We start from the raw sequence: 12,102 nt of genomic DNA, 5'->3' as shown, positions 1-12,102 counted from the left end.
CCCCCGCCCGCCCGCCCCGCCCCCCCCCCCCCCCCCCCCCCCCCCCCCCCGCCCCCCCCCCCCCCCCCCCCCCCCCCCCCCCCCCCCCCCCCCCCCCCCCCCCCCCCCCCCCCCCCCCCCCGGGGGAGGGGAAGCGGGACCTCAGGTGCCCAGCAGCTCGCGCACCAGCGCGCCGACGGCGTCGGCCTCGACGAGGAAGCCGTCGTGCCCGTACGGCGAGGACAGCACCCGCAGCGGCACCCCGAGCGCGTCGGCCACCCGCTGCTGCAGCCCCAGCGGGTAGAGCCGGTCGCTGTCGACCCCGGCCACGACGGCGCGGGCCGTCACGCGGGCCAGCGCCGCCTCCACGCCGCCGCGGCCGCGGCCGACGTCCCAGGTGTTCATCGCCTCGGTGAGCACCACGTAGCTGCCGGCGTCGAAGCGGCGGGCGAGCTTGTCGGCGTGGTGGTCGAGGTAGGAGGCGACGGCGAAGCGGCCGTCGTCCTGGACCGTGGCGCCGAACCGCTCCTCGAGCTCGAACGCGCTGCGGTAGGTGAGGTGCGCGATCCGCCGCGCGACACCGAGGCCCGCGACCGGTCCCGGACCCGGGAGGTGGTCACCGCCCGCCCACGCGGGGTCGGCGCGGATGGCGGCCTGCTGGGTGGTCTGGGTGCCCAGCTGGTCGGCGGTGACCGCGGCACCCGAGGCGAGGAAGAACAGCCCGGCCACCCGGTCGGGCAGCGCGACCGCCCACTCCAGCGCCCGCATGCCGCCCATCGACCCGCCGACGACGGCGGCCCACCGGCGGACGCCGAGCGCGTCGGCCAGCGCGGCCTCGACCAGCACCTGGTCAGCGACGGTCACCTCGGGGAACCGCGATCCCCACGGGCGGCCGTCGGGCGCCGTCGACGACGGCCCGGTGGTGCCCTGGCAGCCGCCGAGCACGTTGGCGCAGACGACGAAGAGCCGGTCGGTGTCCAGCGGCGCGCCCGGCCCGACCAGCGGCGCCCACCAGCCCGGCGTCGGGTGGCCGGGTCCGGCGGGGCCGGTGACGTGGCTGTCGCCGGTCAGCGCGTGCTCGACCAGCACCGCGTTGCCGCCGTCGGGCGCGAGCGTCCCCCACGTCTCGTAGGCGACCCGGACGCCGGGCAGCACCCCGCCGCGCTCCAGCCGGACCGGGCCGTCCAGGTCGAGGAACAGCCGGTCCCCGGTGGGGTCGCCGTCGCGCCACCCGCCGGTGTGCGGCGGGGTGAGGGACGCCGGGGCGTCCCTCACCCCCGTCACGTCAGGCCCCCTTGGCGCTGCGGAACCCGGCCTCGAGGTCGGCCAGGATGTCCTCGATGCCCTCCAGGCCGGCGGCCAGCCGCACCAGACCGGGCGTGACGCCGGTGGTCAGCTGCTCCTCCGCGGTCAGCTGCGAGTGCGTCGTGGACGCCGGGTGGATGACCAGGCTGCGCACGTCGCCGATGTTGGCGACGTGGCTGTGCAGCTCCAGGCCCTCGACGAACCGCCGGCCGGCCTCGATCCCGCCGCGGATCTCGAAGGCGAGCACCGCCCCGGCGCCCTTCGGGGCGTAGCGCTGGTGGGCGGCGTACCACGGCGAGGACGGCAGGCCGGCGTAGTGCACCGACTCCACCTCGTCGTGGGCCTCGAGGAACTCGGCCACCCGCTGGGCGTTGGCCACGTGCCGCTCCATCCGCAGCGACAGCGTCTCGATGCCCTGGACGACCAGCCAGGCGTTGAACGGGCTGATCGCCGGGCCGAGGTCGCGCAGCAGCTGCACCCGGGCCTTGAGCGCGTAGGCCGGGGCGCCGAGGTCGGCGTAGACGACGCCGTGGTAGGTCGGGTCCGGCGTGGTGAAGCCGGGGAACTTCCCGCTGGTCCAGTCGAAGCCGCCGCCGTCGACGATGAGCCCGGCGATCGCGGTGCCGTGGCCGCCGAGGTACTTGGTGGCCGAGTGGACGACGACGTCGGCGCCGTGCTCGAGCGGGCGCACCAGGTAGGGCGTGGCGATGGTGTTGTCGACGATCAGCGGCACGCCGTTGCGGTGGGCCACCTCGGCGACCGCGGCGATGTCGAGGACGTCGCCCTTGGGGTTGCCGATCGACTCGCCGTAGAACGCCTTGGTGTTCTCGCGGACGAGCGCCTGCCAGTTCTGCGGGTCGTCGGGGTCCTCCACGAAGGAGACCTCGACGCCGAGCTTGGGCAGCGAGTGGTGCAGCAGGTTGTACGTGCCGCCGTAGAGCGAGGCGGAGGCGACGACGTGGCTGCCGGCCTCGGCGACGTTGAGCAGTGCGAGGGTCTCCGCCGCCTGGCCGCTGGCCACCGCGAGCGCCGCGACCCCGCCCTCGAGGGAGGCCACGCGCTGCTCGAGCGCGTCCTGCGTGGGGTTCATGATCCGCGTGTAGATGTTGCCCAGCTCGGCCAGCGCGAACAGGTCCGCGGCGTGCTGGGTGTCGCGGAACTGGTAGCTGGTGGTGGCGTAGATGGGCAGCGCCCGGGCGCCCGTCGTGGGGTCGGGGCTGGTGCCGGCGTGGATCTGCCGGGTCTCGAAGCTCCAGCTCTTCGGGTCGGTCACGCGCCGTCTCCTCTCGCTCCGGAGGACCTGCGGCGCACAGGTGCTCCGTCCTTGCCGGGCAGCGGGCGCCGCACGGCCGGCTCTTCCCCTGGGAGCACCTCAGACGGAGGAAGAGGTTGCCGGGCAGCAAGCCAGGTGCTTCGCGCTGCCTCTCGTGAGCCTGCCCCGACGATAGCCCAGGTCAGCGGCGGTCGTTCCCGGGGTGCACGCGGGCGAGCGCGGCCCGGGCGTCGTCGTCGAGGCGCCGCACCAGCTCGGCGGCGGGGACGGCCTCGGCCAGGCGGTGCGCCTGCCCGGCCCACATGCTCTGCCCCCCGGGGTCGCCGGCCCGCCGGGCCGCCGCGCGCAGCGGCGAGGTCAGGTGGTGGACCTGGGGGTAGGCCGCCGGGGCGGCGGGGGAGTGCTCGGTGAGGAAGCGGTTGACCAGCCCGCGGGCGCGCCGGCCGCTGAAGGCGCGGGTCAGCGCCGTGCGCCCGGAGGTGGTGAGCGCCTCGCGGTGCGCCGGGGCGGTGCCCGCCTCGGGGCAGCGGAGGAACGCCGTGCCCAGTTGCGCGGCCTCCGCCCCGGCCACCAGGACCGCGGCGACGGCGGCGCCGTCGGGGATCCCGCCGGCGGCGACCAGCGGCAGGTCGACGGCCCGGGCGACGAGGCGGAGCAGCGGCAGCAGCCCGTACTCGCCCTCGCCGTCCCGGTCGGACGGTCCGCCCCGGTGCCCGCCGGCCTCGATGCCCTGCACGACCAGCGCGTCGGCGCCGCCGTCGCGGGCCGCGACCGCCTCCTCGGGGGTGGTGACGGTGACGAGCACGGTGGACCCGGCGGCGTGCAGCGCGGCGACCACGTCCGGGCGGGGCAGGCCGAAGGTGAACGAGACCACCGGCACCCGCTCCTCGGCGAGCAGGGCGACCTTGTCCTCCCAGGCGTCGTCGTCGGCCCGGGGCTCGCCCAGGTCGACGCCCCAGCGCCGGGCCTCGGGCCGGAGCCGCTCGGCGTAGCGGCGCACGGCGTCGGCGTCGGCCGGCGGTCCGGGCAGGAAGACGTTGACCGCGAACCGCTGCCCGGTCAGCGCCCGGACGGCGTGCACCTCCTCGCGCACCGCCGACGGCGTCCGGTACCCGGCAGCGAGGCAGCCCAGCCCGCCCCCTTCGGACACCGCAGCCGCGAGCGCGGGCGTGGAGGGCCCGCCGGCCATCGGTGCCTGCACGACCGGCCGGCGCAGTCCCAGGACCATGCCGCTCATCCTCCGCCCGTCCGGGTCAGCCGGGCGGGGAGACGGTCGTCGGTCCCGACCCGGGCGTCGTCGCCGGCCCGCGGGTGGTCGTCGGGACCGGCTCGGACGGCGTCTCCCCGGTCGTGCCGGCCGGGGGCTCCGTCGTCGGCGGGGCGGTCTCCTCCGGCGTGGTCGCCGGCGCCTCGCTGGTCGGGTCCGCGGTGGTGGGCGCCTCGGTGGTGGGGGCCTCGGTGGTGGGGGCCTCGGTGGCGGGCGGCGTGGTGCCGGCCGGCGCGGGGGCGGGCGTGGTCACCGTCGTGGTGCCCGCCGGGTCGGTGCCGGCCGGGGCGGGCCGCACGTAGAGGTAGAGCAGGCCCAGGCCGAGGAAGAGCAGGACCAGCACCACGGTCGAGGTGCGGGCCCGTCCGATGTGGCCGGGCGTGCGGCGCAGGACGGACAGGCCGAAGCGGCCGCGGGCGGCCGGGTCGCCGCCGGAGCCGGGTCCGCCGGTGGGCTCGGCGGGGCGGGGGGCGCCGGGGACGGTCACGGCTTCGCCGCCGGCGCGGGGCGAACGGGCAGGGCAGCCGGCTCGGGACTCGGCGTCAGCGTCAGCCCGGCGCGGGCGAAGGCCAGCACGATCCGCTCGCGCAGGTCGCGGCCCACGTCGAACTGCCGCCCGGGCAGGGTCCGCGCCACCACCCGCACGTTGACCTGCTCGAGGTCGATGCTCTCCACGCCCATGACGCTGGGCTCGTCGAGCAGCAGCCGGCGCAGCCCGGCGTCGGCGAAGGCCTCCCGGCCGACCTCGTGGAGGATCTCGTTGACCCGGGTGACGTCGGCGCTGGTCGGCACGGGGACGTCGACCACCGCGCGCGCCCAGTCGCGGGAGAGGTTGACGACCTTGACGATCTGCCCGTTCGGGAGGGTGACCACCTCGCCGTCGGCCGAGCGCAGCCGGGTGATCCGCAGCGTGACGTCCTCGACCGTGCCCTCGGCCGGGTCACCGCCGCCGACCACCTGGATCGAGACGACGTCGCCGAAGCCGTACTGCCGCTCGGTGATGAGGAAGAACCCGGCCAGGACGTCGCCGACGATGCGCTGCGCGCCGAAGCCCAGCCCGACGCCGAGCACGGTGGCCGGCGCCACCAGCCCGGTGACCGGGACGCCGAGGCGGGCGAGCACGTAGAAGACCGCCACCGCGTAGACCATGACGATCAGCGCCCAGGTGATCACCTGGGTCAGCGAGTGCCGGTGCTTGGCGGCCTCCGAGCGGACCAGCACGTCGCCGTCGGTGGAGCGCGCGTCGATGCGGTCGGTGATCCGCGTGCCCACCCAGGTGATGAAGCGGGCGATCAGCACCGAGCCGAGGATGATCAGCACGATCTCCAGGCCGCGGCCGGCGAGCCAGTCGAGCAGGTCGGTCAGCGGCCCCATGGCGGTCAGGTCCTCCGTCCGTGTCGCGTCCTGCCCCCATCCAACCGGTCCGCCCGGGCGGGCCGCTCAGCGCGGCTCGACGAACAGCGAGGCGACCGAGCGGCCGACCTGCCCCTCCGTGTCGTAGAGGTCGGCCGCGCACTGCCCGATCCCGGTGGGCCCCAGCGTGGTGACGGCGTCCATCGCCAGCCACTGCCCGGCCGGCTGCCGGAACAGCGCGACGACGAGGTCGACGTTGGCGAAGGTGGCCTGCGACCAGTCCAGCGCCGCGGAGATGCCGCTGGCCGCGTCGGTCATCACCAGCAGGTGCTGCAGCGGCGTGATCGGCTCGCCGTCGACGAGGGCGCACAGCGGCCGGGTCCACGTCGCGGCCGGGCCGGTCCCTCTGATCGAGCCGCCGGCCTCGCGCCACTCCAGCGACCGGTGGTAGGCGACCTCCTGGCGGAAGACCGAGAACGCCGCGGGCCGGCCGTCCTGCGGCCCGACCGGGAACCGCTGCGGCGGGTGCGCGGCGGCGGCGGAGTCGCGGGCGCGCATCCGCCAGGCGGTCAGCCGCATCACCGGCCGCCCGCCGGCCTGAAGCGTCGCCTCGACCAGCTCGATCCGGCGGCCCGGGCGCAGCACCCGCGCGCCCACCCGCACCGGGCCCACCGGCACCGGGCCGAGGACGTCGAAGGCCAGCCGCACCGGCTGGCCGCCGTCGATCCCGCCGGTGCGCTCGACCTCGCGCGCCAGCAGCGCGGCGGGCGGGCCGGCGTGCTGCAGGCCCGGGTCCCACGGCCCGATGGTCAGCGCGGTGGCGGCGAACCCGTCGCCGTCGTTGAGGTAGAAGGCGGGGGGCAGGTCCACGCCGGGCAGTCTCGCCGGGTGCCGCCCGGTCAGCTGCGGCGGGTCAGCCACGCCGCCGTGGCGACCCACACGGCGGCCGCGCCCGCGGCGGTCCACCACAGCCAGCGCAGCGACTGACCCTCGGTCGACAGCGCCAGCAGGGCGGCCACGACGCACACCGCGCCGGCCAGCGGCGTGGAGCGCAGCAGCGTGCCGACCGTGTCCGGCCCGGGGACCGCGAAGAAGAGCACCGCCGCCATGACGAGCAGCAGCGCGCACAACGCGCCCAGGTAGGCCGCCGTCACCCCGGCCTCCGCGGGCAGCGTGACCGCGCCCAGGCCGCCGGCCGCCGCGCCGAGCGCGAGCCAGGTGAGCAGCCGGCGACGGCGGCGGGACCAGGGCGGCCGGGGTTCGCTCACGCCGTCGAGGGTGCCCGGCGTCCCCGGGCGCCACGCGCGCGATGAGTTCCGCGGCACCGGGCCGTCTCCCCTCGCGACGGGCCCGCCGGGCCCCCGACGGACGGAGTGCCCCGTGCGCATGGTCTTCCTCAACCTGCCGGTCGCCGACGTGGCGGCCAGCCGCGCCTTCTACACCGTGCTCGGCTTCTCGATCAACGAGCAGTTCTCCGACGACTCGTCGGCCTCGGTGGTCGTCAGCGACACGATCTTCCTCCAGCTGATGACCCGCGAGAAGATGCGCGGCTTCGTCCCCGACGGGACGCAGGTCGCCGACCCGCGGGCGGCGACGGCGGCGCTGTACGCGCTCTCCTGCGAGAGCCGCGAGGAGGTCGACCAGCTGGTGGAGAAGGCCCTCGGCGCCGGTGGCGGGCGCTGGATGCCGGCCCAGGACCACGGCTTCCTGTACGGCTCGAGCTTCACCGACCCCGACGGCCACGTCTGGGAGGTCATGTGGATGGACCCGGCTCAGGGACAGTGACCCCCCGGTAGGCGGCGTTTGCCGCTACGCCCGCTACAGTCGGACGGGTGCCGCTCATCCGCCGGCCCGCCGTCGGCTACCTGCTCACCCTCGCCGCGGCGGGCCTGTTCGCCGTCAACGGCACGGTGTCCGCGCTGGCGCTGCGGGCCGGCGTCCCGCCGACCTGGCTGACGGCGATGCGCTGCGCCGGTGCGGCGGCCGGGCTGCTGGTCGCGCTCGCGGTCCTCGCGCCGCGGCGGCTGCGGCTGACCTGGCGCGAGGTGCCGCTGGTCGCCGCGTTCGGCGTGGTCGGCGTCGCCCTGACGCAGTTCCTGTACTACGTCGCCATCGGGCGGCTGCCGGTCGGTATCGCGCTGGTCTTCGAGATGATCGCGCCGGTCTGGATCGCGCTGTGGGTGCGGCTGGTGCGGAAGGAGCCGGTGCGCCCGCGCATCTGGCTGGCGCTGACGCTGTCACTGGGCGGCCTGGTGCTGGTCGCGCAGGTGTGGCAGGGCGGGGGCTCGCTGGACCTGCTCGGCGTCGTCGCGGGCCTGGCCGCGGCGGTCTGCCTGGCCACCTACTACCTGCTGGGCGAGCGCGGCACGGCCGAGCGCGACCCGGTGGCGCTGACCTGCTGGAGCTTCGTGACCGCGGCGTTGTTCTGGGCGGTCGCCGCGCCGTGGACGCCCTTCGACCCCGCCGTCCTCGCCGACCGGGTGCCGGTCTCGCTGGGTGCGGTGGCGCTGCCGCTGTGGGTGCTGGTGCTGTGGATCGTCGTCCTGGGGGCGATCACGCCGTTCTGGCTGTCGATCGCCGCGCTGCGGCACCTGCCGCCCACGACCGCCGGGCTGGTGGCCACGATCGAGCCGGTGTTCGCCTCGGTGGTCGCGTGGCTGTGGCTGGAGCAGGTGCTCACCGGCTGGCAGGTCCTCGGCGGGCTGGTCGTCCTCGGCGGCATCGCGCTCGCCCAGACCGCCCGCGCCCGCGCCCGTCCGGCGCCGGCGCCCCTCCCGGAGACGCCGGCGCCGCTGCCCTCCTAGGTCACCTTCCGGGCGTCGCGCAGCCAGCCGGCCAGCCGTTCCATGTAGCGGGCCTGGGCGGCGTGGTCCATGCCGATGTACTCCCACGGGTGCACCTGTCCGGCCTGCACGGCCGGCAGCAGCCGGTAGGTGGGCTGGCCGGACATCTGCTCGGGCGTCATCGCGCCGCGCAGCGAGTACAGCAGGACGTCGCTGGGGTGCTGCGGCACGCGCTCCCAGCCCGCCGTCTGCCAGAAGTACCCCTCGCCGCCCGGGTCGACGAACCGGACGCCGAGGTCCCGGTAGAGGCGCAGCGACGGGTCGTCGGCGGCCTTGGCCATGTAGAAGCCCTCGTCGGGGTAGGCCGCCACCGGCAGCACGGTGACGCCGGAGGAGGCGGCCTCGGTGAGTTCGGCCGACGCCTGCTCGTAGGCCTGCCGGGCCGCGCTGGCCTCCGGGCCGTCCAGGTCGGCTCCGAGCGCCCCGGCCAGCTCGGCGGTGCGCTCGATGACGTCGGCGGCCGACCCGCGCCAGGCGATCGCGATCACCGGGGCGATCCGCGCGACCTGCTCCTGCTGCTCCAGCGACTCGAACCCGTACAGCGGCTGGGTCCCGTCCAGCGTCCCCTCGGAGTCCACCGGGTAGACCGTGGTCACGACGACGTCGGGATCGGCGGCGGCCAGCGCCTCGAGGTCGATCGCGCCGTAGCTCTCGCCGACGATCTCCACCCCGGACAGGTCGCGCCCCTCGAACTGCACGTCGTCGGCGGCCGAGGTCTGGCCGAAGGTCGCCACCGGCTCGATGCCGAGGTTCCACAGCGACGACGCGACGTCGTTGAGGCCGGCGACCCGCTCGGGCCGCGCGTCGAGCTCGACGGTGGTGCCGACGTCGTCGGTGAACGACCAGCCCGGCCCGGACGAGGCGGCCGCCTGGGTGTCCTCGGCGGTCGAGCAGGCGCTCGCGGCGAGCAGCGCGGTGAGCGCCAGGGCGGCGCCGAGCGGGCGCGGGGGTCGGGACACGGGGTCTCCTCGCAGGTCGGGCAGGGGGACTCCCCTGCGGGCAGCGGAGAGGTTAGCCTTGCCTTACTCGCGGTCCGCCCGGGCCGTCCGACCGGGAGAGCGGAGACCGCAGTGACCACGACCGAGACCGCGACGACCGAGGCCCCGGCCGCCGCGCTGCCGCAGTGGCTGTTCTTCGAGACGGTCGTCGCGCGGGTGCGCCCGCTGGGCCCGTCGATGGTCCGGGTCACCCTCACCGGGCCGCGGCTGGGCGGGTTCGGCGTGGCCGGTGACGACCAGCGGGTCAAGCTCGTCCTCGCCCCCGACCCGAGCGCGCTGGCCGAGCTGCACGCCGCCGGCTCCGAGTGGTACCCCGCCTGGTGCGCGCTGCCGGAGGAGCGCCGGCCGGTGCTGCGCACCTACACCGTGCGCGCGGCGCGGCCGGAGGTGGCCGAGGTCGACCTCGACGTCGTCCTGCACGGCGTCGACGACGGGCACGCCGGCCCGGCCGCGACCTGGGCCGCGCACGCCGCGCCGGGCGACCCGGTCGTGCTCATGGGCCCGGATCGGCCCGGTCGCGGCCGCGCCTGGGGGGTCGAGTGGGCGCCGCCCGCGACCGCGCGCTGCCTGCTGCTGGCCGGCGACGAGACCGCCGTCCCCGCGGTCGGCGCGATCCTGGAGTCCCTGCCGACCGGGCGGCGCGCCGTCGCCGTCCTGGAGGTGCCGCAGGCCGGCGACGTGCAGGACCTGCGGCTGCCCGAGGGGGTGAGCGTGCGCTGGCTGGCCCGCGCCGACCGCCCGCGCGGCGAGCTGCTCGTCCCCGCCGTCCACGCCGCGCTGGTCGACCTCGGCGTCGCCGCGGCGCCGGGCGCCGCCCCGGAGGACGTCGACCTCGATGCCGAGCCGCTGTGGGAGGTCCCCGAGGACCCGGAGGCGGGCGCGGGCTGCTACGCGTGGCTGGCCGGTGAGGCCGGGGTGGTCAAGCGGCTGCGCCGGCACCTGGTCGCCGACCTCGGCGTCGACCGGCGCGCGGTGGCGTTCATGGGCTACTGGCGCGAGGGCCGCTCGGAGTCCTGACGGGATGCCGTTCCACGATCAGGGTCCCTGATCGTGGAGCGTCCTCCCCCACGGTGGGACGAGAGGGAGGACGCCCGGGGATCAGGGACCCTGATCCCCGGTCACCCCCCCCGCGGGGTCAGCGGAGGCGGCGGACCGGGACCACCATCGGCGTGCCGGTCACCGGGTCGGGCACCACGCGGGCCTCGAGGTCGAAGACGTCGGCCAGCAGCTGCTCGGTCAGCACCTCGTGCGGCGTGCCCGACGCGACCAGGACGCCGTCGCGCATGGCCACCAGCCGCTGCGCGTACCGGGCGGCGAGGTTGAGGTCGTGCAGCACGACGACCACCGTGCGGCCCCGCTCGGCGTGCAGCCGGGACACCAGCTCCAGCACGTCGATCTGGTGGGAGAGGTCCAGGTAGGTCGTCGGCTCGTCGAGCAGGAGCAGGTCGGTCTGCTGCGCCAGCGCCATGGAGATCCAGGCCCGCTGCCGCTGCCCGCCGGAGAGCTCGTCGACCGGGCGGTCGCCGAGGTCGGCCATGTCGGTCCAGGCCAGCGCCTCGGCGACGACGGCCTCGTCCTCGCGCGACCACTGCTGCAGCCAGCTCTGGTGCGGGTGCCGGCCGCGGGCGACCAGGTCGGCCACGGTCAGGCCGGCCGGCGCCACCGGCGTCTGCGGCAGCAGGCCGAGGACGCGGGCCACCTCGCGGGTCGGCGTCCTCGCGATCGACCGGCCGTCGAGCAGCACCCGGCCGGCCGCCGGGCGCAGCAACCGGCCCAGCGCGCGCAGCAGCGTGGACTTGCCGCAGCCGTTGGGGCCGACGATCGCGGTGAACGAGCCGTCGGTGAGGGTGAGGTCGAGCCCGTCGACGACCACCCGGTCGTCGTAGGCCAGGCGCAGGTCCTCGGCGGCCAGGCGGACCGGGGGGACGGGGGTGGGCACGTGCACGGGCGCCTCGGAGGTGGAGGTGGTCATGCGGGGGTCCGCCTCCCGCGGACGAGCAGCCAGAGGAGGTAGGGCGCGCCGACGGCGGCGGTGAGGATGCCGACCGGGAGCGCCTCGGGCAGGACGGTGCGGGTGAGCAGGTCGGCGCCGGTGACCAGCGCGGCGCCGAGCAGGCCCGAGGCCAGCAGCGGCGGCCGCGAGCCCCCGGTCAGCCGGACGGCGATCTGCGGCACGACGAGCGCCACGAACGCGATCGGACCGGCCGCGGCCACCGCCGCCGCGACCAGCAGGACCGCGACGACGACCACCGCCGCCTGTGCCCTGGCCAGCCGGACGCCGAGACCGCGGGCGGTGTCGTCGCCGAACTGCAGGACGCCCAGGACGCGCCCGGCGGCCAGCGCGAGGGGGACCAGCACCGCGAGGGAGAGCGCCAGCTGCGCGGCCTGGTCCCAGGTGCGGGCGTTGAGCGAGCCGGTGATCCACACGTACGCGGCCGCGGCGTCGTAGATCTCCGCGCGGGTGAGCAGCCAGTCGGTGAGCGCCTGGCCGGCGGTCCACAGCGCGATGCCCACCAGCACGAGGCGGAAGCCGTCGAGCCCGGCGCGCCAGGCGAGGACGAACAGCAGGGCACCCGCGACCAGCGCACCGAGCAGCGCGGCCAGCGGCACCCCGAGGCCGCCGAGCAGCGCGCCGGCCGAGCCGCTGCCGCCGAGCACGATCGCCGCGACCGCGCCGACCGAGGCGCCCTGGGTGATGCCGAGGACGTCGGGGGAGGCCAGCGGGTTGCGGGCGAAGGTCTGGAACACCGCCCCGGCCAGGCCCAGCGCCAGGCCCACCAGCACCCCGACCAGCGTCCGCGGGGCACGCAGCTCCAGCACGATGAACCGGTGGCTCTCCACGCCGGCGCCCACCAGCGTCCGCAGCACGTCACCGATGCCGAGGGGGTAGTCGCCGCGGCCCAGGCTGGCCGCCGCCAGCAGCACGACGACGGCGAGCGCGGCCAGCGGGACGACGACCGAGCGCCAGCGGAACCGCGCCGAGACCGGCCCGATCCGCACCGTGACCGCGCGGCCGGCCGGGCGCCCGCCGGGCTCGGGCGGCGTCGTCTGCCGGACGGCGTCGACGGAGGCGGTCACGGCTCG

The 12,102-nt window shown here is 76.8% G+C and carries 13 protein-coding genes and 1 riboswitch; of the genes, 3 read left to right on the top strand and 10 right to left on the bottom strand.

The window, feature by feature from the left end:
* Nucleotides 1-141: 141 nt before the first annotated feature.
* The 7 genes from metX to ACI79V_RS22090 form a co-directional block, all read right to left on the bottom strand.
* Entirely contained in the window at nt 142-1,263 is a 1,122-nt protein-coding gene (gene metX, locus ACI79V_RS22120; RefSeq protein ID WP_456892777.1) for a homoserine O-acetyltransferase MetX, read from the bottom strand.
* A 1-nt stretch (nt 1,264) separates the two neighbouring features.
* Nucleotides 1,265-2,557: a bifunctional o-acetylhomoserine/o-acetylserine sulfhydrylase gene (locus ACI79V_RS22115; protein WP_456892775.1), complete on the bottom strand. Its 1,293-nt coding sequence runs from the start codon at nt 2,555-2,557 to the stop codon at nt 1,265-1,267.
* A gap of 42 nt (nt 2,558-2,599) precedes the next feature.
* Nucleotides 2,600-2,717, bottom strand: a riboswitch (SAM riboswitch).
* Between the two features lie 21 nt (nt 2,718-2,738).
* Nucleotides 2,739-3,785, bottom strand: a complete 1,047-nt coding sequence (locus ACI79V_RS22110; protein ID WP_456892773.1) for a nitronate monooxygenase — start codon at nt 3,783-3,785, stop codon at nt 2,739-2,741.
* Nucleotides 3,786-3,810: 25 nt separating this feature from the next.
* Nucleotides 3,811-4,311 (bottom strand): hypothetical protein, encoded by a 501-nt coding sequence (locus ACI79V_RS22105; RefSeq protein WP_456892771.1) that lies wholly within the window; start codon nt 4,309-4,311, stop codon nt 3,811-3,813.
* Nucleotides 4,308-5,198 carry a mechanosensitive ion channel family protein gene (locus ACI79V_RS22100; RefSeq protein WP_456892769.1) on the bottom strand — a complete coding sequence of 297 codons (891 nt, stop codon included), beginning with the start codon at nt 5,196-5,198 and terminating at the stop codon, nt 4,308-4,310. The genes ACI79V_RS22105 and ACI79V_RS22100 overlap by 4 nt, the downstream gene beginning before the upstream one ends.
* A gap of 66 nt (nt 5,199-5,264) precedes the next feature.
* Entirely contained in the window at nt 5,265-6,047 is a 783-nt protein-coding gene (locus ACI79V_RS22095) for a thioesterase family protein (RefSeq protein ID WP_456892767.1), read from the bottom strand.
* A 29-nt stretch (nt 6,048-6,076) separates the two neighbouring features.
* Nucleotides 6,077-6,445, bottom strand: a complete 369-nt coding sequence (locus tag ACI79V_RS22090) for a hypothetical protein (protein WP_456892766.1) — start codon at nt 6,443-6,445, stop codon at nt 6,077-6,079.
* Nucleotides 6,446-6,563: 118 nt separating this feature from the next.
* Between ACI79V_RS22090 and ACI79V_RS22085 the strand changes: the two genes are divergently transcribed.
* Nucleotides 6,564-6,962 (top strand): VOC family protein, encoded by a 399-nt coding sequence (locus ACI79V_RS22085; protein ID WP_456892778.1) that lies wholly within the window; start codon nt 6,564-6,566, stop codon nt 6,960-6,962.
* A 47-nt stretch (nt 6,963-7,009) separates the two neighbouring features.
* On the top strand, nt 7,010-7,981 hold the full coding sequence (locus ACI79V_RS22080) for an EamA family transporter (protein ID WP_456892764.1): 972 nt from the start codon (nt 7,010-7,012) through the stop codon (nt 7,979-7,981).
* Here ACI79V_RS22080 and ACI79V_RS22075 read toward each other — a convergent pair.
* Entirely contained in the window at nt 7,978-8,979 is a 1,002-nt protein-coding gene (locus tag ACI79V_RS22075) for an ABC transporter substrate-binding protein (protein ID WP_456892762.1), read from the bottom strand. The genes ACI79V_RS22080 and ACI79V_RS22075 overlap by 4 nt on opposite strands.
* A 111-nt stretch (nt 8,980-9,090) precedes the next feature.
* Between ACI79V_RS22075 and ACI79V_RS22070 the strand changes: the two genes are divergently transcribed.
* Nucleotides 9,091-10,035 carry a siderophore-interacting protein gene (locus ACI79V_RS22070; RefSeq protein WP_456892760.1) on the top strand — a complete coding sequence of 315 codons (945 nt, stop codon included), beginning with the start codon at nt 9,091-9,093 and terminating at the stop codon, nt 10,033-10,035.
* Between the two features lie 118 nt (nt 10,036-10,153).
* Here the strand turns inward: ACI79V_RS22070 and ACI79V_RS22065 are convergent, their stop codons facing one another.
* On the bottom strand, nt 10,154-10,990 hold the full coding sequence (locus ACI79V_RS22065) for an ABC transporter ATP-binding protein (RefSeq protein ID WP_456892758.1): 837 nt from the start codon (nt 10,988-10,990) through the stop codon (nt 10,154-10,156).
* Nucleotides 10,987-12,096: a FecCD family ABC transporter permease gene (locus ACI79V_RS22060; RefSeq protein ID WP_456892756.1), complete on the bottom strand. Its 1,110-nt coding sequence runs from the start codon at nt 12,094-12,096 to the stop codon at nt 10,987-10,989. Before ACI79V_RS22060 ends, ACI79V_RS22065 begins: the two co-directional genes overlap by 4 nt.
* Nucleotides 12,097-12,102 lie beyond the last annotated feature (6 nt).

The organism is Geodermatophilus sp. SYSU D00700 (assembly GCF_054050255.1).
Note: the sequence above shows the minus strand (reverse complement) of the source record. Positions and strands in the feature narration are given on the sequence as shown.

Coding starts and splice junctions, on each gene's coding strand:
- ACI79V_RS22110 (WP_456892773.1), bottom strand. CDS start 3,785: ATGGTCCTGGGACTGCGCCGGCCGGTCGTGCAGGCACCGATGGCCGGC.
- ACI79V_RS22100 (WP_456892769.1), bottom strand. CDS start 5,198: ATGGGGCCGCTGACCGACCTGCTCGACTGGCTCGCCGGCCGCGGCCTG.
- ACI79V_RS22085 (WP_456892778.1), top strand. CDS start 6,564: ATGGTCTTCCTCAACCTGCCGGTCGCCGACGTGGCGGCCAGCCGCGCC.
- ACI79V_RS22065 (WP_456892758.1), bottom strand. CDS start 10,990: ATGACCACCTCCACCTCCGAGGCGCCCGTGCACGTGCCCACCCCCGTC.